We start from the raw sequence: 20765 nt of genomic DNA on the forward strand, positions 1-20765 counted from the left end.
TGCGAGGCATTCGTCGACATCGAACCATACCTTCATCGCAATCACGTATCGCACTCACTCGGCCACGATGCCTCTTCCGCAGTAGAAGTCATCGAGCGCAAGCGACGAAAAGATTCGCTTTTCGTTGCTGGACAATCTCGCAACGAACCTCGAAAACAGTTCCTCGCAACGCGCCTTGCTGATTTGCAGCGACCCCGACATCTCGTCGCGGAAACGGACGGCTTCCTTGACGAAATCCATGGCCCCCTGCTGCAACTCGTGCCGGCATGCACGCCCCTGATCGATGTAGTCGCCCGATTCACGGAACTCGACGGAATCGGAAGACGCATAGCGGATCACCTGCTCGTCATCCGCACTGAGCATCTTTTCCAGCAGGAAGCTGTTCAGGAACATGAGCGGCGCGGTCGGTGCACGTTCGACGCCTTCCGCGAAACATCCCGCCGCCCGAACGCCGGCACTGGCCTCCAGCGACTGCCCCTTGGTATCGGTCATCAGATACAGCCCGTGCACCTTCTGATCGAACAGCTTGACCAGATGCCGCTGGATGGTCGCACCATAACCGACATCGACCACGGCGCCGCGATCATCTGCATCAAGCCCCTTGCCGCGCAGATAAGCCAGCGCGTTTTCCCGCTCCAGCCCGGCCTGCTTGAGGATATGCGGCGTGATGAAGTGCAGGAAGGGACGAATATGATCGATATCATGATCCATGATCGTCAGCGGCTCGTGCCGCGACCACACCTTCGCCCGTTCGCATTCGGCCCACTGCCGATCGTCCAGCACGGTGCCGAACCGCTCGTCCAGGAACATCGCCATGGACGCGCCATAGAAGTTGTTTGCCGCGGCGATGTCGAAGATGTCCTCAACCGTGCGAATGCAGGGCACCGTGACGGCCCGACGAGAGATCAGCAGATATTCGCTGCGAACCGCTTGTTCTTGACCGGCCTGCCAGCAATCGAAGACCTCTTTGAGGAACTTGCCCTCGCGCGCCAGGAAATACAGGCGATCGAGGTCGTTGTCCCGTACCTGCTCACGCAGCCATTCCGAAAACGCGACCACGATTGGCCCGAGCAGGCTGTAGCCGACCGACCGGGCGCTGGAGCCGAACATGTCGTCGGCCGAGAAATCGGGATAGCTGACCGGTCCAAAATTTTCCGATGCAAGCGTGCCGAACAGGAACTGGTCGGCCGCCGGCGCCGTTTCCGCATTCGGGATCAGATCGGCGAGTAGCGGCATCGCACGCATCATGTTGCTCGGCTTGACGACGTGCGTTGCCCGAATACCCATGTCCGCGGGAATCTGGAAATCCGATCGCTCGTTGTCACCGATCATCACCATCTGCTGCGGCGCAATTTTTTCTTCCGCCAGAATATGCTCGTACAGCTTGCCGCTATCCTTGCGCACGCCGACTTCGGATGACAAATAAAGGTGGTTCCAGCCGTCGACGCCACAGCGCCGCAGCATTTCTTCGATGACCGTCCGCGTCAGGAACATGTCGCTGGCCAGGATGACCTTCTTGCCCTTTTGCGCGGCGAATTTCAGAAGCGCCACCATTTCATGCCTTGGCCGGACCGACTTGATCTCGAGATCGATTTCCCGGTCCGGCGTCAGCGATTTCCGCTCCCCGCGCTGAACCACGGCGAGGTGCTGGTAGATATCGTGGATGTCGACATCGCACCCCTTGGCTTCTCGCGCTCGGCCTTCGGCCTGCACACGAAGCTCGCGGAAACCGGCAACCCCTTGCTGCGCGTATTCGGCATCCAGCAGACACTTGACGTAGTCGGCATCGAGAAATGGCCGGGTCAGCAGGGTATCGAAAATGTCGAACGCGACGACCTTCACATCATCGTTCTCGATCATGGCGTGCAGATGCGCGAGCGGCCGGTCAATGTACTGATTGAGCCGCCAACGCGACCAGCTCGGTGTCCGCGTATCGCGAATGACGCCGAGCTGGAAATTCCGGGACGTCGGAATGACGCCCAGCATCCGCTCGATTCCGTGAGCCAGCGTTCCGTCCGTTTGCCCTTGTTCCGGCGGGAAATTGCTCCATTCCAGCCCCGCTTCCAGCAACGGCCGCACCGCTTCCGTACACGCCCAGAACATCGACCCCGCCGGAAAATCGAAATACCCGTCCGGGAGCTTCTCCACTCCGAAGCGCGGCGCCCACGCTCGCGCCACACCCGAATTGGCCAACCAGGTATTGGCCATGTAGGGCAAATTGTAGAAGCACTGCGGATAAATCATGCCGTAGCGACCGCTCTTGAGCGCGCGCAAGAACAGCGCGATTCTTTCCGGCTGCTCGAATAGCGAACCCAGCAGATACTCCCGCCAGCCGTCTGTCTTCCCGTTGTTGTACAACGATTTTTTCGTCTGGATGTGCGAAATGACGTCATATTTCGCCAGATCCTTGCCGAACTCGACCACGAACGGAGCGATGTCACGACCGATATTGGGCACGACACGCACATCGACGCGCGCGACATTCGGAATGGTCGCAAAAACCTTCTCGACGGACTCGCGGGCAGCCTCGTTTGCCGTGGAAGCATAGAGATCGAACGAACACGGTATCCGGCCCAGGTATTCGGCGAACTCTCCGGCCAGATCCGCATAGTACATATGCGCGTGCACGGCCACGGACATGCCTTGAACCGCGGCCACATCGATGCCTCCCGAGCCGACGAATTCCGCCGGCTGCGCGCGCACATGCCCGATCGCCGGCCGGTCCGAAAAATCGCCTTCGTCGATTCTTTTCAGGAGGTCGCTTGTTCCGGAATAATTTTCCGTGAAATAGGTAAAGTTGGCCGACGGTCGGCGCCCGATCCGGGCACCGATCCACAGATAGTGATAAGCCGGCTCTAGACCGATCCAGGCAACATCCGGATACTCCCGCAAATACCACTCGGCATCAAAATGCTTCCATCCGCGAATAGCGGCTACTTCTCTCTCATTGATAGTGTCGATCACAGTCGCACCCCTTTTTTAATAATGCGCCCCTCGTTGATGCCGTGATTGATGTAGTGCCGCAGCGGGTCCGCCCTGCCTTGCAGAACGTCGGGATAGGTAGCGACATAATCATCCGGATCGAACAAGCCCTGCTCTTTCAGCGAGACCTTCTGTCTCTTATGGCTGAAATACGCTGGCAGCCAGGCGAGCGCACGGGCCTTGCTGGAGGTCGAAAAACCTTTCGTCAATACTGAAATAACCCGGCACAGCCATTCGATCTGCATTTTCAAGCCGGCAATTTGCTGATCGCGCTGTTGAATGTACTGATCGCGCTCCACAATGAGTCGCGTCAAGCCGCCGATCTCGCGAAAACGCTCGTGCAGGCGTCCTTCGCTTGTCGCCTTCTGCGCGGCAAGTTCCGCAAGCCGCGCTTCCAGAGCAAGCTGCGTCTCCATGGCGTCCGCGTGCTCCCTCGCGCGGTCCGACGTCACCGTCTGCAACTGCGTGCGCAATTCCGCGATATGTTGATCGCGCTCCTGGATAAGCCGCGTCAGCCCGCCAATCTCACGGAACCGCTCCTGCAAACGGTCGTCGCTCGCTGCTTTCTGCACGGCAAGCTCAGCAAGCGCCGCCTCGAACGATCTTTGTCGCGCGGTCGCCCCTGTCCGCTCCGTCACAAGCTCGGCAGTCAGCGCCCGCAACTGCCTGCTCTGTTCGTCAAGATGTTCGTCGTGTTCGCGAATCAGCTGTACCAGATCGCCGATCCGTTCCTGCAAACGCGCTTCGCTCGCCGTCTTCTGAGCCACCAACTCGGCATGCTGGGCCTCGAAAGCACGCTGCAAGGCGGCAGAGTCGGCCTGCTCCTGTTCGAGTTTCCCGGCCAGCGCCTGCAATTGATTGCCCTGATCCGAAAGATGCTGGTCGCGCGTCCGGACAAGCGTCGTCAGTTCATCGATTCGCTTCTGCAGATCCGCCTCGCTTGACGCCTTCTCGGCCGTGAGTTCCGTCAGCCGAGCCTCGAAAGAGCGCTGCGACACCGCGGAATCGGCCCGCTCCTTCTCAAGCGCCTCGGTCAGTGCCCGCAATTGACCGCCCAGCGTCTCGAGTTGCTGGTCGCGCTCCTGAACAAACTGCGTCAAACCGCCAATCTGGATGTGCAAATGCTTTTCGCTCGCCGCTTTCTGATCGGCGAGTTCCGCGAGACGCGCCTCGAAAGAGCGCTGCTGCGCGGCAGCCTGCTCCGCATCGTCACGTGCCTGACGCAGAAGACGCATGTCCTCGGTCGCTTCCATCGAATCGACAATCAGCGACGACCGCCAGTTGAGCGCATTGGTACAACGCACCTTGTTGTGAACGAAATCCAGATTGAGCTCGGCGTCGCACGGCCCGCGCCGGAAAACGGCACAGAAATCGTTCCATGAATCGGCTTCCCGCTCGGCAACGAAGCTTTCCACCAGCGTCAATTCAAAGCCTTCGCCGCGCGCCAGCTCTTCGAGTGCAAGCCCGGCATCCGGATAGAAGCGCCAATAATCTTTTGGATAGCGGTGCACCGAGCCATTGGAAGGCGCGCTGACATAGACATGGCCGCCCGGCTTCACCTTCCGGCACATCTGGACAAAGGTCCGCCAGAAGGCATTGTCGTGTTCGAAGACCGACGATGCGATGACCAGGTCAAAGTGATCGTCCGGCACGCCCCAATCATTGAGACCGGTAATGACGATATCGACCCCGTCGCCCGCAACAAAGTCCAGCCCGACATACTCGGCATTGCGCGGAGAATGATCCCTCAATGTGCCGTTGATGTTCTGCGCACCGATCTCGAGTATCTTCGAAGGAATCGATGGCAAATAGGTATCCATGACCAGACCACCAATCTTATATGCAGTGTCATGCATACGCCGCTTCCTTATACATAGAGTTCACTCTCGCTTTATTTCAAAGCGACTCATAAATCTGAATTGCGTTCTCGACGGTCTCGCAGGCCGTGAGCACACCGTTGTCCAGAACAGCGGCATGACTGCAAACATTGCGAATCAGATCCGTCTGGTGGGCAACGATGATCATCGCGCGATCGCCCCGTTTTTCGAACAGCTCGACATTGCATTTCTGGTGAAAACGGTGATCGCCGACCGACATGCCCTCATCAATCAAAAAGCAATCGAATTCGATCGACATCGAAATCGCAAAAGCCAACCTCGAGGCCATCCCGGAAGAGTACGACTTGACCGGCTCGTCAAGATACGCACCGAGTTCGGCAAAATCCTCGACCAGATCAAGGGTCTTGCGGTAATCGACGTTGTATATGCGGGCGATCAGCCGCACATTGTCCTTGCCCGTCAGGCTGCCCTGGAACGTTCCTCCGAATGCCAACGGCCACGATACCGACATCGTCTTGATGACCTCGCCGGAATGCGGCTTGTCCGACCCGCTGATAATGCGAATCAGCGTAGATTTCCCCGCTCCGTTGCGACCGAGGATGCCCCACCGTTCGCCCGCCCGAACACGCAGGTTCACACCTTTGAGCACTTCGCGATGCGATCGCCCGTGATGGATCGAATACCGTTTGGTGACATTGCGCAGTTCAATCATGCCCGACCTCGACTCAGTTCAATTGCACGCGCCGGATGGCGATGTGCGCAATCGACAGAGCAAAGAGAGTAAAGAACAACAACACGGTGACCGTATAGCCGAGGTAGTACAGCGTCGGCATGCGATCTCCGTAATATCCGTAATGGAAATACTCCACCGCATCGACCAGCGGGAAGTACGTCAATAATTCCGCGAGTCGCGGCGGCAGGACGTATGTCGGAATGAAAACACCCGAAAAAGGGATCATCAGGTACAGGATGACGTGTGAGACGCGCTCCACCGCCTCGCTCATCTCGGACAGCGCCGCCATGGTCATGACGAAATTGAACGAAAACCAGACGACGAGGAAGTACCCCAGAATCATGCTGAGCGGATCAGCGGGAAGCTGGCAAATGCCGATCACCACCAGTACCGTGTACAGCAGGAAGAACGAGGCGGTAGCGCCCGCAAACTCGAGAATGATGCGCGAGTACAGTATGTCGATCGGCCGAATCGGCTTGTGATGCAACAGCGAACGATTATATTCGATGGCCTTGATTACCCGGCTGGCGGTATTTCGCCAGAACAAGAGGGTCGGATAGCTGACCGCCAGGTATTCGGCAACCGAATACCTGGCCTTCGATTCCGTATGACTGAAAATAATCATCACGCCGACAACGAACATCGCCGGCTCGGCCATCATCCACAATACGCCAAGCCCTTCGCGACCGAAACGAGTGATCATCTCGCGCATGACCAGCGCCCAGATGACGCGAATCTGGATGCGCGACTGCTCCCAAAATGTCGGCGGACGATAATCAGCGGTCATAGTGCTCTTTCACTCCACCGATGACGATGGTCAACACGCCCCACAAGACAAGGCCGAGCAAGAAGGTAGCAAGAATGGCGCGCCCGCGACGCGGGCTCATCGCATAGTCCGGCAGGCTGGGTTCGGCAATGCGCTCGAGGTAAAGCTGCTTGCGTTCGGCCTCGACGCGCGCCTGATCCAACAAGGTGATGGCGCCCGCCAGAATCTTGTCGGCCACTTCCTTCTCCAGTGTTAGGCGCTGGAATTCTGCGGCCTTGCTGGCCAGCGAAGCGCCTTGCGAGCCGGCCACGCGCTGACTCACCTGATCGATCGCCTGCTGCAGCAGCTTCGCGCGATCGCGCAGGGTCGGCAGTCCCGGATTGTTCGGCGACAGCCGTTCCATCTGGGCAATCTGAACACGTGTGGCGATCAAATCGTCCTGAAGTTTTCCAACCTGCTGCAGCGGGATCGTCGATTGGCGCTCGGGGTCGATCACGCCGGCGCTGTTCCGATAATGTGCCAATGCGAGCGTGGCGACCCGGTCACGTTCCTTTGCCACGTCGACATCGTGCTGGGCCGTATTGATCAGGTCTGCCCGGGCGCGCGTGTTCATCTGATTGACGATCCGCTCACCCAGTTCCAGCAGGCGCTTGTTCATGCTCCACGCGAGATGGGGATCGTATGCGTTGGTATTCAACGTCACGATCGAGGAATCGACCTCGACCTTGGCATCGACGATATTCTTGCCGTAGTAAAGATAAAACTCTTCCAGGCTGTTATTCAGACCGAAGATAGAGAAACGATTAACAAAGTCAATCGATCCACTCTGAAACGCCGACTTGATATGCTGCTCTTTATCCAGCACCATCATAGCATCACGAGAAAGAATGTATTTCTGAACCGTGTAGGCATCGCCGTCCGATTGAGAAAATCCACCGACACCTTTCAACAACCCTCCCAACCCCGATGCATTAGACTGTTGCGGGCTGCGAATCAGAAAGCTACTAACCGATGTATATTGATCACTGGCAATAAGACCAAAATAAACAATCGAAGCAGCAGTAGGAATAACGACCGTTATCAAAAACAAACGATTAATTCGCTTCAAAAATTTCATAATCACTTGAACGTCTGGACACCAGATACGATCGGATAGGCTACGGAGAACACGAGGTTCAGCACTTTCTGCAGTTCTGCCACCGGCGCATTGGAAACGTAAAGAACGTCCCTGTTGTCCATCATGAAGCTCTGCGCGACGAAGAACGAATCCGGATCTTTGAGGTTGATGTGATAGATGACCGGGACCTTGCCGTTTGCCGTCGTTCGCACCGGTTGGTTGGGCCACTTGAGCGCCTGCTGATCTTCCAGTCGGAAAATGAATACGCCCTGTGCGTCCGAACGTGAATCCTGCAGGCCGCCTGCCCGCGCCAACGCCTGCGCCAGCGTTATGCCCTGCGCCTCGAAATTGATTTCCTCGTTCTTGCCTGTCGCACCGAACGCAGTGAAGCTATAGGGCTGAAACAATGCCGTAACGACATCGCCCGCCTTGAGCGGGACGTTCTGGCGGGGATCACGTATCACCGTCTCCAGGGGCTCCAGCGCGACCGTTTCGCCGCGCGTTACCTGAATCATGATCTTGTTGATCGGCTGTTTCACACCACCGGCCGCGGCAAGCGCGTCGAGCACGCGCTCGCCGCGTGCGCTCAATTGCATGCGCGTGCTGCTCGATACGTCTCCCACCACCGTAACGTACGACGTCTCGTTACGCGCCAGTTGTACCAGTACCTGCGGGTCGTGCGCGATATTCTTGAGGCGCGCTGCGATAAACGCCTGCAACTGGCTCGGTGTACGGCCCGACGCCCTGATGGCGCCGACGAACGGCACATGGACGTTGCCGTTCCCGTCGATCACTTGCGTCGGCAGCTTGGTCAACCGCGCGCCAGTCGGCAGACTGCTGGACGTCGGGGCGTCACTCGTGCCGCCGCCGAACAAGGTCGCAGGCGGCGCTTCCCAGATCGACACCTCCACGACGTCACCTACACCTAGCTGTTGCTGAAACGCCGAGTTATCGCCCAACGTTGCAGCGAAATCCGTGCTTTTACGGCCGGCGTAGAGTTGCCGCGCGATCTGGTCGGTCACGTCGACGACCTGGATGCCTTGCGAACTGACCTGATTTGTGCCTGCGCCACTGGCATTAATCTCGGAACGACTCGGCCCGGACGTGGGAATGGCCCCGCAGGCAGCCAACCCAATGGCACCGCCGATGGCAGCAGCCAACCAAACACTGCGATTTAAACTCTGCATTTAACAATCCAGTCATTCAAAGGCCGCCGGATTTTACCGCACAATGTAAGATGTACCGGAGAATTCACCGGCGTGGAGCATCCGAATCGCCGATAGGCACCCTCGAGGTGCCTGCGGTTTTTCGCCGTCCAGCGGCCCTGGCTTACAAGCAGCCAAATCTTGCCCGCTAAGGCGCGAGCCGATTTGGTGCAAACAGGTACGGCCTCAACAGTCCATTGCCGCCGCTCGCGAGAACGAGCGGATCGGTAAATCTGACATCAAGCTTCAATTGGTTTTGGCATGCTCGGCATTTGCACCGGTCAATAGATGTGCGCGTGAATTGTCCCGCCATCCGAGATGCCATAGAATTACCCGGCGGAATTGTTGCATGAGCCGTCAGGCTTCGGCAAACAGAAACATTTTTTTCATTTCCGCGCGCACAACCACATTGCACCCGCGTGACAAAAATACTTCTAGACGTCACTCGTCTTGCCACTCGCTTTTATGATGGCCTGCTCCCCACCGGGGTGGATCGAGTCGGACTGGCCTACATCCGTCGGTATGGCGACCGTGCGCGTGCGGTGCTGAGCGAACGCGGCTTTTCCACAGTTTTAACGGAAAATGACTCGCAGAAGGCGTTCTCGCTGCTGCTGTCGTCGAGTCGCGATCGATGGGCGCTACGCAAAATTGTTGCTTCCGCGTTGCTGAACCAGCTTCGTTCGCAGCGATTCGATCGCGCAATTTTGTTGCATACCAGTCACAACGGGATGGAGTTCACTCGTTACTATCGGGCGATGGCGCAACGCAACGCGCGCTCGGTCTTCATGGTCCACGACCTCATTCCGTTGACGCACCCGGAATACTGTCGCCCAGGCGTGGATGCGTCGCATCGCACCCGCATCCATACCGCACTACGGCATGCGAGCGGCTTGATCAGCAACTCACAGGCGACCTACGACGAACTGGCGAACGAAGCGAGGCAAGCGTCGCTGCCGCTTCCGCCAGTCGTCGTCGCTCCGCTCGCGCCCGCGGTGGAACCTCATCCTCCGAGCCCGCCGCCGATCGAGGCGCCTTATTTCGTGATGCTCAGCACGATCGAGCCGCGCAAGAACCACTGGTTCATCCTGCACGTCTGGCGGCATCTGGTCGAACAGATGGGCGACGCCGCCCCCAAGCTCGTCGTCATCGGCCGACGCGGCTGGGAATGCGAGAACGTCGTCGACATGCTCGAGCGCTGCGCAACGATTCAGGGCGCGGTCATCGAAGAGTCGGATTGCAGCGACGATCAGCTGCATGCGTGGTTGCAGCATGCGCGAGCACTCGTGTTCCCGTCGTTCGCCGAAGGCTACGGTATGCCACTCGTCGAGGCGTTGATGCTGGGCGTGCCGGTGCTCGCCAGCGATTTGCCGGTCTTTCACGAGATCGCGTCAGACATTCCCGACTATCTCGACCCGCTCGACGGGCCTGGATGGCTCGCCCGGATTCGCGCGTACGCCCGGTCTGACAGCGTCGAACGAGCAAACCAGATCGCGCGGATCGAACGCTTTCGAGCGCCGACGTGGGGGGAGCACTTCGAACGAATCGACGGCTTTCTCGAATCGCTCAGGTAAATGGTTCAAGTCCCGAATGAATCTTTGATGACGCCCGAAATCCAGCCATTCGACACAACCGCAATGGTGCCAGGCAAGCGCAGGGGCCACTGGCCGATCGGCAAGTCGCCGTTCGTGTGGATTGATTCGTGGCGCGGGGTCGCACTTGCCCGGACGTTCGCATCGCTCGGACGTACCGTCTACCCGGTTTCCCCCGGCCCCGTCCTCGTCCGGCGGACGACGCACGCGCCGCCTTTGTCGTGGTTCCGCATCCCGCCGGATCTGGTCGCACGTGGCGGGCTCGTCGCAGCACTCCAACGCACGCTCGACGCCACGCAGTGCAGCGACACGGACGCGCGATGCCGCAATCTGATGCGCCGCGTTCTCGACAGCGACGCGCTGCACGTTCGGCAACGCGTGGCCGAACTGCCCGATGCATGGCGCGTACCCTGCGGCGGCAAGCGCATCGTACTGATCGACGAACGCGAAACATCGCATGCAGATAGCAGCACGTCGGCACCGAACCGCCGCCGGGATTTTGCGGCAATGGCGGATACGGCGCGTCTCACGAACGCCGACCTGTGGATCTTGCGCTCCGCCGATGCAGGCGCCGGCGATTGGTTGTCGAACAAAACGCAGTTGCTCGAGAATGCCCGAGTCCTCGACGTCGCACATTCGCTGCGGGACGTCCTTCGACAGGCCGACGCCGTCTATGTCGTGGGCGCATCCGAAGGAATGGCCGCACTTCTGGCCGGCGTCCCGGTTCATGTGTTCGGCACACCGTATTACGCCGGCTGGGGACTGACGCAGGATCGCACTGCGATGCCGGAGCGCCGCGCCCGCCCGTCCGTGTTTGCGTTATTCGACGCCGTGTTCCTGCAACTCGCGCATTACCTCGACCCGGCACGCGGCACCCCGGGCACGCTCGAAAGCGCGCTCGACTGCATCGAGCTGCAGCATGCCGTCGCGGGCCGCTACAGCAACCTCGGCCGGGTAGCCGGCATTCGCTTTCAGTGGTGGAAGCGTCCATACGCCACTCCGTACCTGTCAGCAGGAGGCGGCACGTTACGCTGGATAGCGGATCCGCGCGACACGCACCCCGACGAACACGCGGCAATATGGGGTGGACGTTCGGCAGAAGGCCTGCCGGACGGCGCAGCACACGTCCGGATCGAAGACGGCTTCATCCATTCGACGGGGCTCGGTTCGGACATGTCGCCGCCGTGCAGCCAGGTAATCGATCGCCGCGGGCTGTATTTCGACGCGAGTCGGCCCAGCGACCTGACCGTCATTCTCAATCAGGCGACCTTCGACGAACCGGAATTGCAACGCGCGGCAGCATTGCGGCAGAAGCTCGTCCAGCTTGGCCTGACGAAATACAATCTCGGCCGTCAGGCACCGACGTGGCACGTTCCGCAGGACAAGCGCATCGTGCTCGTCGCCGGCCAGGTTGCAGACGATGCGTCGATCCGACTGGGAACAGACACGATAGCCACGTCGGAAGCGTTGTTGCAGGAAGTGCGTGCGCGGCGGCCCGACGCATTCATCATTTACAAGCCGCATCCGGACGTACTGTCCGGCAATCGTGCCGGGCTCGTCGACGCGGAGCACCTCGCCGATGTCGTCGATACGCACGCGGATCTCATTTCTCTGATCGACGTGGCGGACGAGTTGCATACGCTCTCATCGCTCGCCGGCTTCGATGCGTTATTGCGCGGGAAGGAAGTTCATACCTACGGTCTGCCCTTTTACGCCGGATGGGGACTGACGCACGATGCGCTGGAACAGCCGTGGCGCGAGCGCCGGCTATCGCTCGACATGCTGACGGCGGGGGTACTGCTCCGTTACGCAATCTATTGGGACTGGCAACTCTCGCTGTTCACGACGCCCGAGGCTATCGCCCGGCAACTCGCGCCGAATGCAGCTCGACCGCTCGAGAAAATTCGCGGCAACCGTGCGCGCCCGCTCGTCAAGGCGATACGCTGGACTCGCAATGCGATGCGTTATGTCGGTTGGCAAGGACGGCAATATTTTCGCGATCGAGCGACGCGTTGACGACGATCGATACTCGTTCGCCGAATCGTCCGGAACAACCTGTTCGAGCCACCTCAGACGCCGTTTTCACGAAATCGGCGCGCACCATGGGCAGCACGCACAAGCGTCCTGCCCGTTTTTCATTACGTCAACCAATGTCAGCCCGGTTGCCCGCCCCTCCCAGGTCAGGTTATAAAAGCGCCTCCCATTCCGGTGCATGCGCCGCCCCTTTACCCTTGACTTCGGAGAACGCATGATCGATCTCGCCACCGCCCAGCAATTCCTGATGACCCGCGGCCTCGACTTCGGCCTCAACCTCCTCGCCGCGATCGTCTTGTGGTTCGTCGGCCGCTGGGCGATCCGCATCGGTACCCGCCTGCTCGGCAAGGTCGTGCGCCGCAGCGGCAAAGTCGACCCGACGCTCACCGACTACCTGACCTCGGTCGTCGGCGTGCTGCTGACGATCCTGCTGATCCTCGCGATCCTGCAGATCTTCGGCGTGCAGACCACGTCGTTCGCCGCACTGCTCGCCGGCCTCGGCCTCGCGATCGGCACCGCCTGGGGCGGCCTGCTCGCGCATTTCGCCGCCGGCGTGTTCATGCAGGTGCTACGCCCGTTCAAGATCGGCGACGTGATCAGTGCGGGCGGCGTCACGGGCACGGTGAAGGAGCTCGGCCTGTTCGGCACGACGATCATCACCGCCGACAACATCGTGACGATCGTCGGCAACAACAAGATCTTCTCGGACAACATCGCGAACTACAGCGCGACGCCGCATCGCCGCGTCGACCTGACCGCGAAGATCGCGCACAGCGTCGACGCGGCCGATGCGATCAACCGCCTGAAGACGCAGATCCAGCTGGTGCCGAACGTGCTGAAAGTGCCGGCACCGGACATCGGCGTGCTGCAATTCACGCCGGAAGGTCCGCTGCTGTTCGTGCGCCCCTCGACTCAGCCGGAGAACTACTGGCAGGTGTACTGCGACACCAACCGCGTGATCCTCGACACGTTCCGCGAGGCCGGCTATCCGACGCCGGAAACCCCGGTCTCGCAACGCAACGCGTGACGGAAGCGGCGCCCGAGCCGCACGAACGAAAAAAAAGCGTGGCAGCCGCCACGCTTTTTTATTGCATCGAATACGAAGCCCCGGCTCAGCGCCCACCCGCCTTCGGCGCCCCACCCGAGCGCCGCCCGCGCACCAGCTTCCACACCGCACCCAGCGCGACCGGCACGATCGCCGCGCCGATCCCGACCAGCACGATCACGTTCAGGTACTGGCGGATGAACGGAATGTTGCCGAAGAAATAGCCGAGCAGCACGAGCAGCAGCACCCACACCAGCGCGCCGATCACGTTGAACAACTGAAAGCGCGCCACGCTCATCGACGACGCCCCCGCGACGAACGGCGCGAACGTGCGCACGACCGGGATGAAGCGCGCGAGCACGATCGTCTTGCCGCCGTGCTTGTCGTAGAACGAGTGAGTCTTCTGCAGCGCGGCGCGATCGAGGAAGCGCTCGAGCACCGGGATATGCGTATTGAACACCTTCGGGCCGATCCAGCGGCCGATCAGGTAGTTCACGGTGTTGCCGGAAATCGCCGCGACGAGCAGCAGCACGATCAGCAGGCCGACGTTCATTTCGCCCGTCGCCGCGAACGCGCCGCCGATGAACAGCAGCGAATCGCCGGGCAGGAACGGGAACACGACGAGCCCCGTCTCGCAGAACACGATCAGGAACAGGACGAGATAGACCCACGCGCCGTACTGCCGGATGAAATCGCCGAGGAAAGCGTCGATATGCAGGACAAGATTGACGAAATGAAGCAGCGTATCCAAATGCGATTCCTCGAAGGCGATGGGGCCGGAACGGCCGGAACCGGCCAGACATGGCCGAGGCGCCCGCCAGCCAAGGCGGCGCGTGCAACCCAGCGATGATACCGAAACTACCTTAAGGCTCCGTGAAAAAACGTAACGGCCGACTGCCCCGGCACGCGTTCGCCGCCTCGCTATAATTCGGCCATGTCCGATATCACCGAAACGGCCGCGGGCGCCGCGCCCGCCCCCGCCGCGCGCCCGCTGCGCGCGATCCAGCCCTTGCCCGACCAGCTGATCAGCCAGATCGCCGCCGGCGAGGTCGTCGAACGCCCGGCGTCGGTCGTCAAGGAGTTGCTCGAGAACGCGATGGACGCCGGCGCGACGACGCTGCGCATCGTGCTGGAAGAAGGCGGCGTCAAGCGCATCTCGATCACCGACGACGGCTGCGGGATTCCGCCCGACGAACTGGCGCTCGCGCTGATGCGCCATGCGACCAGCAAGATCCGCTCGCTCGAGGAGCTCGAGGCGGTCGCGACGCTGGGTTTTCGCGGTGAAGCGCTCGCGTCGATCGCGTCGGTCGCCGAGATGTCGATCACGAGCCGGACGGCCGATGCCGCGCATGCGATGAAGATCGATGCGCAGACGGGCGTGCTGTCGCCCGCCGCCGGCTCGGTCGGCACGACGATCGAGGTGCGCGAGCTGTACTTCAACACGCCCGCGCGGCGCAAGTTCCTGAAGAGCGAGCAGACCGAATTCGGCCACTGCCTGGAAATGATCCGCCGCGCGGCGCTCGCGCGGCCGGACGTCGCGATCTCGGTGCTGCACAACGGCAAGGCCGTCGAGCACTGGAACGCGACCGAGCCCGCGCAGCGCGTCGCGAAGATCCTCGGCGAGAGCTTCGCGACCGCGCACCTGCCGCTCGACGAGCAGGCCGGCCCGCTCGCCGTCTACGGCTGCGCCGGCCTGCCGACCGCGAGCCGCGGGCGCGCCGACCAGCAGTATTTCTTCGTGAACGGCCGCTTCGTGCGCGACAAGCTGCTGACGCACGCGGTGCGCGCGGCCTACGAGGACGTGCTGCACGGCGACCGCTATCCGTCGTACGTGCTGTTCCTCGACCTGCCGCCCGAAGCCGTCGACGTGAACGTGCATCCGTCGAAGATCGAAGTGCGGTTCCGCGATTCGCGCTCGATCCACCAGTACGTGTTCCACGCGGTCCAGCGGGCGCTGGCGCGCCACGCGGGCGCGTCGCCGGAAACCACCGCGGGCGGCCATGCCGCGCATATCGAGCCCGCCCCGCGCGGGCCGGCGTCGTTCCTCGACACGCCGCTCGGCCAGAGTCCCGGCGGCGCCGGCGGCATTGGCGGTAGCGGCGGCAGCGGCTTCTCGTCGCCGTCGTCTTCATCATCGGCGGGCAACACGTGGATGCGCCAGGCACGGATGACGCAGGGCACGCTGCCCGTCGCGCAGCCGCTCGCGCTCTACGACGCGCTGTTCGGCCGCAAGGACAGCGGCGCCGGCACGCCGGACGGCACGACGCTCATCGCGCGCGATTCGGCCGATTCGACCGACGCACCGGCCGCGCCGCTGCCGGGCTTCGCCGCGTCGCCGCTCGCCGCCGGCGCTCACGACGACCAGCCGCTCGGGTTCGCGCTCGGCCAGATCCACGGCATCTACGTGCTCGCGCAGAATGCGTACGGTCTCGTGATCGTCGACATGCACGCGGCACACGAGCGAATCCTCTACGAACAGTTCAAGAACGCGCTGGCGGATCGCACGGTCGCCGTGCAGTCGCTGCTGCTGCCAATCTCGATGACGGCCACGCCGGTCGAGATCGGCACGGTCGAGGAAGAGCGCGACACGCTCGAATCGCTCGGCTTCGACCTCGCGGTGCTGTCGCCGACGACGCTCGCGATCCGCGCGGTGCCGGCGCTGCTGAAGGATGCCGACCTGCAGTCGCTCGCGCGCGCGGTGCTGGCCGACCTGCACGCGTTCGGCGGCTCGCGGGTGCTCACCGAGCGCCAGCACGAGCTGCTCGGCACGCTCGCGTGCCATCACGCGGTGCGCGCGAACCGGCGCCTGACGCTCGACGAGATGAACGCGCTGCTGCGCCAGATGGAGGCGACCGAGCGCGCGGACCAGTGCAATCACGGCCGGCCGACCTGGTATCAGCTCACGCTGAACGATCTCGACCGCCTCTTCATGCGCGGGCAATGAGCGCTTCTTCGCAGTCCACCCCGACGACGATCGCCTGCCTGCTCGGCCCCACCGCTTCGGGCAAGACGGCCGCGGCGCTGGCGCTCGCCGCGCGCCGCCCGATCGAGATCGTCAGCGTCGATTCGGCGCTCGTCTACCGCGACATGGATATCGGCACCGCGAAACCGTCGCGCGACGAGCGCGCGAGCGTGCCGCACCACCTGATCGACATCATCGACCCGGCCGACGCGTATTCGGCCGCGGAATTCCGCGCGGACACGCTGCGGCTGATCGGCGAGATCCTCGCGCGCGGCCGCACGCCGCTGCTCGCGGGCGGCACGATGCTGTACTACAAGGCGCTGACGCACGGGCTCAACGACCTGCCGGGCGCCGACCCGGAGATCCGCGCGGCACTCGACGCCGACGCCGCGCGCGACGGCTGGCCCGCGCTGCACGCGCGGCTCGCGCAGGTCGATCCCGACACGGCCGCGCGGCTCGCGCCGAACGATTCGCAGCGGATCCAGCGGGCACTGGAAATCTTCATGTTGAGCGGGCAGCCGATGTCGGTGCTGCTCGCCGCGCCGCGCCGCACCGACGATGCGGCCGCCGCGTACCGCTTCGTGCCGGTCGCGCTCGAGCCGTCGGATCGCGCGGTGCTGCACGCGCGGATCGCGCAGCGCTTCGATGCGATGCTCGACGCGGGCTTCATCGACGAAGTCGAACGGCTGCGGCGCCGCGAGGATCTCCATCCCGACCTGCCGTCGATGCGTTGCGTCGGCTACCGGCAGGCGTGGGAATTCCTCGACGGCGATACCGACTACCGGACGATGCGCGACAAGGGCATCTTCGCGACCCGCCAGCTGTGCAAGCGCCAGATCACGTGGCTGCGCGCGATGCCGGAGCGGATCGTGGTCGACTGCGTCGCGCCGGATTCGACGGCCCGCGCGCTCGACGCGCTCGAACGCGTCCTCGACGGCCGCACACCGGGCTGATGCGTCAGCCGGCCCGACGCGCCGCCAGGCGCGCGCGGGCGCCGTCGACGATCCATGCGATGCCGCGCTCGAACGCCTCGTCGCCGCTGCGCTCGCGCAGCGTGGCCCAGCCTTGCGCGAACAACGGATACTCGGCCGCATCCGGCAGCAGCGCATCGGCGTCGCCGTCCGGTCGCGCCTGCTCTTCCAGCACCCAGCCGACCACGAAGCGCCCGATCGCGACCATCACGTCGACCGCCTCGTCCGGCTTGAACCCCGCTTCACCGAGCAGCGCGATCTTGCGTTCGATCGAACTGAAATGCAGCGCGCGCGGCCGGGTGCCGGCATGCAGGCGCGCGCCGTCGCGGTAAGCGAGCAGCGCGCGGCGGAAACTGCGCGCATTCTCCGCGAGCCATGCATCCCATACTTCGCCCGGCTCCGGCAGCGACGCACCGTGGCGCTCCAGCATGATCGCCTCGGCCATCGCGTCGAGCAGCTCGGCCTTGTTCCTGAAATGCCAGTAAAGCGTCGGCGACTGCACGCCGAGCCGCTCGGCGAGCCGCCGGGTGGACAGTCCATCGATCCCCACTTCATCCAGCAGGTCGAGCGCCGCGCGCAATACCGTGTCGCGCGTGAGTCGCGCCCCTGTGTCCTTCATCTCTATCACCGATAGGGAAACTGTGGAATAATCCTCACTCTATCATCGATAGAGTTATTCCCTTGAATCCGTCCCTGATTGCCATTCTGGCCACGGTCCTGCTCGACGCGATCGGCGTCGGGGTCGTGATGCCGATCCTGCCCGGGCTGCTGCGCTCGCTCGCCGCCACCGGCAGCACCGACACCCATTACGGCGTCCTGCTCGCGCTGTACGCGTTCGCGCAGTTCCTGTGTGCGCCGCTGCTCGGCGCGCTGAGCGACCGTTTCGGCCGCCGCCCGGTACTGCTGGCGTCGCTCGCGGGCGCCGCGCTGGACTATCTGCTGATGGCGCTCGCGCCGACGCTCGCATGGCTTTACGTCGGGCGGTTGATCGCGGGCGTCACCGGCGCGAACGTCGCGGTCGCGACCGCGTACGTGACCGACGTAACGGCCGAACCCGACCGCGCGCGGCGCTTCGGCCAGCTCGGCGCGATGATGGGCATCGGCTTCATCGCCGGCCCGCTGATCGGCGGGCTGCTCGGCGCGCTGCACCTGCGTGCGCCGTTCGTCGCGGCCGCGTTTCTCAACGCGCTGAATCTCGTGCTCGTGTGGCGCGTATTGCCGGAATCGCGGCCGCGCTCGGCCGGGGGCGGCCGCACGGCTGGCGCGCTCAACCCGTTCGCGAACCTGCGCCGGCTGAGCGGCGCGCCCGCGCTCGCGCCGCTGGTCGGCATCTACGTGATCGTGGCACTCGTGTCGCAGGCGCCCGCGACGCTGTGGATCCTGTACGGCCAGGAACATTTCGGCTGGTCGACGCCGGTCGCGGGGCTGTCGCTCGCCGGTTACGGCGCGTGCCACGCGCTCGCGCAAGCGTTCGCGATCGGGCCGCTGATCGCGCGGCTCGGCGAGCGGCGCGCGCTCGCGCTGGGCCTTGCAGGCGATGCACTCGGGCTGGCGGTCATCGCGTTCGCGACCGCCGCGTGGGTGCCGTTCGCGCTGCTGCCGCTGTTCGCGGCCGGCGGCATGACGCTGCCGGCATTGCAGGCGATGCTCGCACGGCAGGTCGACAATACGCGTCAGGGCGAACTGCAGGGCACGCTGGCGAGCGTGGCGAGCCTGATCGGCGTCGCGGGGCCACTGGTCGTCACCGCGACCTACGCGGCGACGCGCGCGACGTGGCCGGGGCTCGTCTGGGCTGCCGCCGCGCTGCTGTACCTGCTCGTGCCGCCGTTGCTGGCCGGCGCGCGCCCGGCGAACGCGCCGCGCGCATCCGCGTGAGCGTCGGCGCGCGCCGTCGCGTTCAGCCCGCGAGCGTGACGAGATTCGCGTCGCGCACGAGCTGCCAGCGGCCGCCGGCCTTGCGGAAGATCGTCAGCGTGTGGCCCGAGCGGCGGATCGTCTCGCCGCCCGGCGGCGTCGCGTCGATCTCGATGAAATTGCGCAGGTACGCCCAGTCGCCGATCACACGCAGCTCGTCGATCCGGTAGCGGCCGTCGATCTTTGGCGCGTGCTCCGCGCCGGCGTTCGCGTCGCGCGACGCGGCCGCGAACGCCGCCTTGTCGAACGGCGGCTTGCCGGCCACCATGAAGATCGCGTCGTCTGCGATCAGGTCCAGCACCGTCGCCAGATCGCCACGCCGGCTCGACACGAACCAGTTGTCCACGAGTTCGCGGATCGCGCGTTCGTCTTCGGTCATCCTCGCCCCTCCTTCGTCGGCCTGCGTCCATACAGACGCGGCGCCCGAAAAAAAAGCCGCCCGGTGCGATACCGGGCGGCTTTCCGTGCTGCATTCTGCTGCTGCGATGCGCGTCAGACCACGACCGTCTGCGCCTCGCCTTCGCGGGTCGCACGCACGGTGCCGATCTTCCACACCTGTTCGCCGGCGGCGGTCAGGTCGGCGATCGCCGCGTCGGCATCGGCCGCCGACACGATCACGGCCATGCCGATCCCGCAGTTGAACACGCGGTGCATTTCCGCGTCGGCGACGCCGCCGTGCTCCTGCAGCCACTTGAACAGCGGCGGCAGCGGCCAGGCGTGCTGGTCGAGCTCGGCGGTGAGGCCCTCGCGCAGCACGCGCGGGATGTTCTCGACGAGGCCGCCACCGGTGATGTGCGCCATGCCCTTCACCGACAGCTTCTGCATCAGCGCGAGCAGCGGCTTCACGTAGATGCGCGTGGGCGCCATCAGCGCGTCGGCGAGCGAGCGGCCGTGGAAATCGGCCGACAGGTCGGGGTTCGCGCGCTCGATGATCTTGCGCACGAGCGAGAAGCCGTTCGAGTGGATGCCGCTCGATGCGAGGCCGAGCACCACGTCGCCTTCGGCGATCGTGCTGCCGTCGATGATCTTGCTCTTCTCGACCGCGCCGACCGCGAAGCCGGCCAGGTCGTATTCGCCGTCCGGGTACATGCCCGGCATTTCGGCCGTTTCACCGCCGATCAGCGCGCAGCCCGACAGTTCGCAGCCCTGCGCGATGCCCTTGACGACGGTGGCGGCCGTGTCGACGTCGAGCTTGCCGCACGCAAAGTAGTCGAGGAAGAACAGCGGCTCGGCGCCCTGCACGAGGATGTCGTTCACGCTCATCGCGACGAGATCCTGGCCGACCGTATCGTGTTTGTTCAGATGAAACGCCAGCTTGAGCTTGGTGCCCACGCCGTCGGTGCCCGACACGAGCACCGGCTCCTTGTATTTCTTCGGCACTTCGAACAGCGCGCCGAACCCGCCGATGCCGCCGAGCACGCCGTCGCGCAGGGTTTTCTTCGCAAAAGGCTTGATCTTGTCGATGAGCGCGTCGCCGGCGTCGATGTCGACACCTGCGTCGCGATAGGACAGACCCTGAGCGTCGGGAGCGGATTTCGGAGGATTCATGGGGGAATGCGAGAAGGTCGGTAAAATGCGATTTTACCCGAAGCCGGCCCGTTGGCCGGAA

16 protein-coding genes are annotated in these 20765 nt (G+C 63.2%); 6 read left to right on the forward strand and 10 right to left on the reverse strand.

What is annotated here, in order from left to right:
* Positions 1-54: 54 nt before the first annotated feature.
* From H0X91_RS06395 to H0X91_RS06420, 6 genes are all read right to left on the reverse strand, one after another.
* Positions 55-2964: a rhamnan synthesis F family protein gene (locus H0X91_RS06395; RefSeq protein WP_196432908.1), complete on the reverse strand. Its 2910-nt coding sequence runs from the start codon at positions 2962-2964 to the stop codon at positions 55-57.
* Entirely contained in the window at positions 2961-4802 is a 1842-nt protein-coding gene (locus tag H0X91_RS06400) for a methyltransferase domain-containing protein (RefSeq protein WP_196432909.1), read from the reverse strand. Before H0X91_RS06400 ends, H0X91_RS06395 begins: the two co-directional genes overlap by 4 nt.
* A gap of 76 nt (positions 4803-4878) precedes the next feature.
* Complete coding sequence (locus H0X91_RS06405; RefSeq protein WP_027810728.1) at positions 4879-5532, reverse strand: ABC transporter ATP-binding protein; 654 nt, start codon at positions 5530-5532, stop codon at positions 4879-4881.
* A 13-nt stretch (positions 5533-5545) separates the two neighbouring features.
* Positions 5546-6340: an ABC transporter permease gene (locus tag H0X91_RS06410; protein ID WP_069232222.1), complete on the reverse strand. Its 795-nt coding sequence runs from the start codon at positions 6338-6340 to the stop codon at positions 5546-5548.
* Positions 6330-7436, reverse strand: coding sequence for a hypothetical protein (locus H0X91_RS06415; protein ID WP_074801152.1), 1107 nt, complete (start codon positions 7434-7436; stop codon positions 6330-6332). Before H0X91_RS06415 ends, H0X91_RS06410 begins: the two co-directional genes overlap by 11 nt.
* A 2-nt stretch (positions 7437-7438) precedes the next feature.
* A complete protein-coding gene (locus H0X91_RS06420) occupies positions 7439-8623 on the reverse strand; it encodes a polysaccharide biosynthesis/export family protein (protein WP_027810711.1) in 1185 nt (394 codons plus the stop codon).
* Between the two features lie 437 nt (positions 8624-9060).
* Here H0X91_RS06420 and H0X91_RS06425 point away from each other — a divergent pair, with 437 nt between their 5' ends.
* From H0X91_RS06425 to H0X91_RS06435, 3 genes are all read left to right on the forward strand, one after another.
* A complete protein-coding gene (locus H0X91_RS06425; RefSeq protein ID WP_196432910.1) occupies positions 9061-10212 on the forward strand; it encodes a glycosyltransferase family 4 protein in 1152 nt (383 codons plus the stop codon).
* Positions 10213-10239: 27 nt separating this feature from the next.
* A complete protein-coding gene (locus H0X91_RS06430) occupies positions 10240-12246 on the forward strand; it encodes a capsular polysaccharide biosynthesis protein (protein ID WP_196432911.1) in 2007 nt (668 codons plus the stop codon).
* A gap of 232 nt (positions 12247-12478) precedes the next feature.
* Complete coding sequence (locus tag H0X91_RS06435) at positions 12479-13291, forward strand: mechanosensitive ion channel family protein (RefSeq protein WP_077019944.1); 813 nt, start codon at positions 12479-12481, stop codon at positions 13289-13291.
* Between the two features lie 85 nt (positions 13292-13376).
* Here the strand turns inward: H0X91_RS06435 and H0X91_RS06440 are convergent, their stop codons facing one another.
* A complete protein-coding gene (locus tag H0X91_RS06440; protein ID WP_058902161.1) occupies positions 13377-14060 on the reverse strand; it encodes a DedA family protein in 684 nt (227 codons plus the stop codon).
* A gap of 183 nt (positions 14061-14243) precedes the next feature.
* Between H0X91_RS06440 and mutL the strand changes: the two genes are divergently transcribed.
* A complete protein-coding gene (gene mutL, locus H0X91_RS06445) occupies positions 14244-16253 on the forward strand; it encodes a DNA mismatch repair endonuclease MutL (RefSeq protein ID WP_196432912.1) in 2010 nt (669 codons plus the stop codon).
* Positions 16250-17224 carry a tRNA (adenosine(37)-N6)-dimethylallyltransferase MiaA gene (gene miaA, locus H0X91_RS06450; protein WP_124637221.1) on the forward strand — a complete coding sequence of 325 codons (975 nt, stop codon included), beginning with the start codon at positions 16250-16252 and terminating at the stop codon, positions 17222-17224. Before mutL ends, miaA begins: the two co-directional genes overlap by 4 nt.
* 4 nt (positions 17225-17228) lie before the next feature.
* On the opposite strand, the gene tetR is transcribed toward miaA, so the two are convergent.
* Entirely contained in the window at positions 17229-17861 is a 633-nt protein-coding gene (tetR, locus tag H0X91_RS06455) for a tetracycline resistance transcriptional repressor TetR (protein ID WP_034200989.1), read from the reverse strand.
* A 62-nt stretch (positions 17862-17923) separates the two neighbouring features.
* On the opposite strand from tetR, the gene tet reads away from it, so the two are divergent.
* Positions 17924-19117 carry a Tet(A)/Tet(B)/Tet(C) family tetracycline efflux MFS transporter gene (gene tet / locus H0X91_RS06460; protein ID WP_230877898.1) on the forward strand — a complete coding sequence of 398 codons (1194 nt, stop codon included), beginning with the start codon at positions 17924-17926 and terminating at the stop codon, positions 19115-19117.
* Positions 19118-19139: 22 nt separating this feature from the next.
* Here tet and H0X91_RS06465 read toward each other — a convergent pair whose 3' ends face one another.
* Positions 19140-19535: a YybH family protein gene (locus H0X91_RS06465; RefSeq protein ID WP_034200991.1), complete on the reverse strand. Its 396-nt coding sequence runs from the start codon at positions 19533-19535 to the stop codon at positions 19140-19142.
* Between the two features lie 113 nt (positions 19536-19648).
* Complete coding sequence (gene purM / locus H0X91_RS06470; protein ID WP_006497487.1) at positions 19649-20704, reverse strand: phosphoribosylformylglycinamidine cyclo-ligase; 1056 nt, start codon at positions 20702-20704, stop codon at positions 19649-19651.
* Positions 20705-20765 lie beyond the last annotated feature (61 nt).

Origin of the sequence: Burkholderia sp. 9777_1386, from assembly GCF_015712265.1 — a bacterium.
GTDB classification, from domain to species: Bacteria; Pseudomonadota; Gammaproteobacteria; order Burkholderiales; family Burkholderiaceae; genus Burkholderia; species Burkholderia cenocepacia.

Coding starts and splice junctions, on each gene's coding strand:
- H0X91_RS06400 (WP_196432909.1), bottom strand. CDS start 4,802: ATGGATACCTATTTGCCATCGATTCCTTCGAAGATACTCGAGATCGGT.
- H0X91_RS06405 (WP_027810728.1), bottom strand. CDS start 5,532: ATGATTGAACTGCGCAATGTCACCAAACGGTATTCGATCCATCACGGG.
- H0X91_RS06410 (WP_069232222.1), bottom strand. CDS start 6,340: ATGACCGCTGATTATCGTCCGCCGACATTTTGGGAGCAGTCGCGCATC.
- H0X91_RS06415 (WP_074801152.1), bottom strand. CDS start 7,436: ATGAAATTTTTGAAGCGAATTAATCGTTTGTTTTTGATAACGGTCGTT.
- H0X91_RS06420 (WP_027810711.1), bottom strand. CDS start 8,623: ATGCAGAGTTTAAATCGCAGTGTTTGGTTGGCTGCTGCCATCGGCGGT.
- H0X91_RS06430 (WP_196432911.1), top strand. CDS start 10,240: ATGACGCCCGAAATCCAGCCATTCGACACAACCGCAATGGTGCCAGGC.
- H0X91_RS06435 (WP_077019944.1), top strand. CDS start 12,479: ATGATCGATCTCGCCACCGCCCAGCAATTCCTGATGACCCGCGGCCTC.
- mutL (WP_196432912.1), top strand. CDS start 14,244: ATGTCCGATATCACCGAAACGGCCGCGGGCGCCGCGCCCGCCCCCGCC.
- miaA (WP_124637221.1), top strand. CDS start 16,250: ATGAGCGCTTCTTCGCAGTCCACCCCGACGACGATCGCCTGCCTGCTC.
- tetR (WP_034200989.1), bottom strand. CDS start 17,861: ATGAAGGACACAGGGGCGCGACTCACGCGCGACACGGTATTGCGCGCG.
- H0X91_RS06465 (WP_034200991.1), bottom strand. CDS start 19,535: ATGACCGAAGACGAACGCGCGATCCGCGAACTCGTGGACAACTGGTTC.
- purM (WP_006497487.1), bottom strand. CDS start 20,704: ATGAATCCTCCGAAATCCGCTCCCGACGCTCAGGGTCTGTCCTATCGC.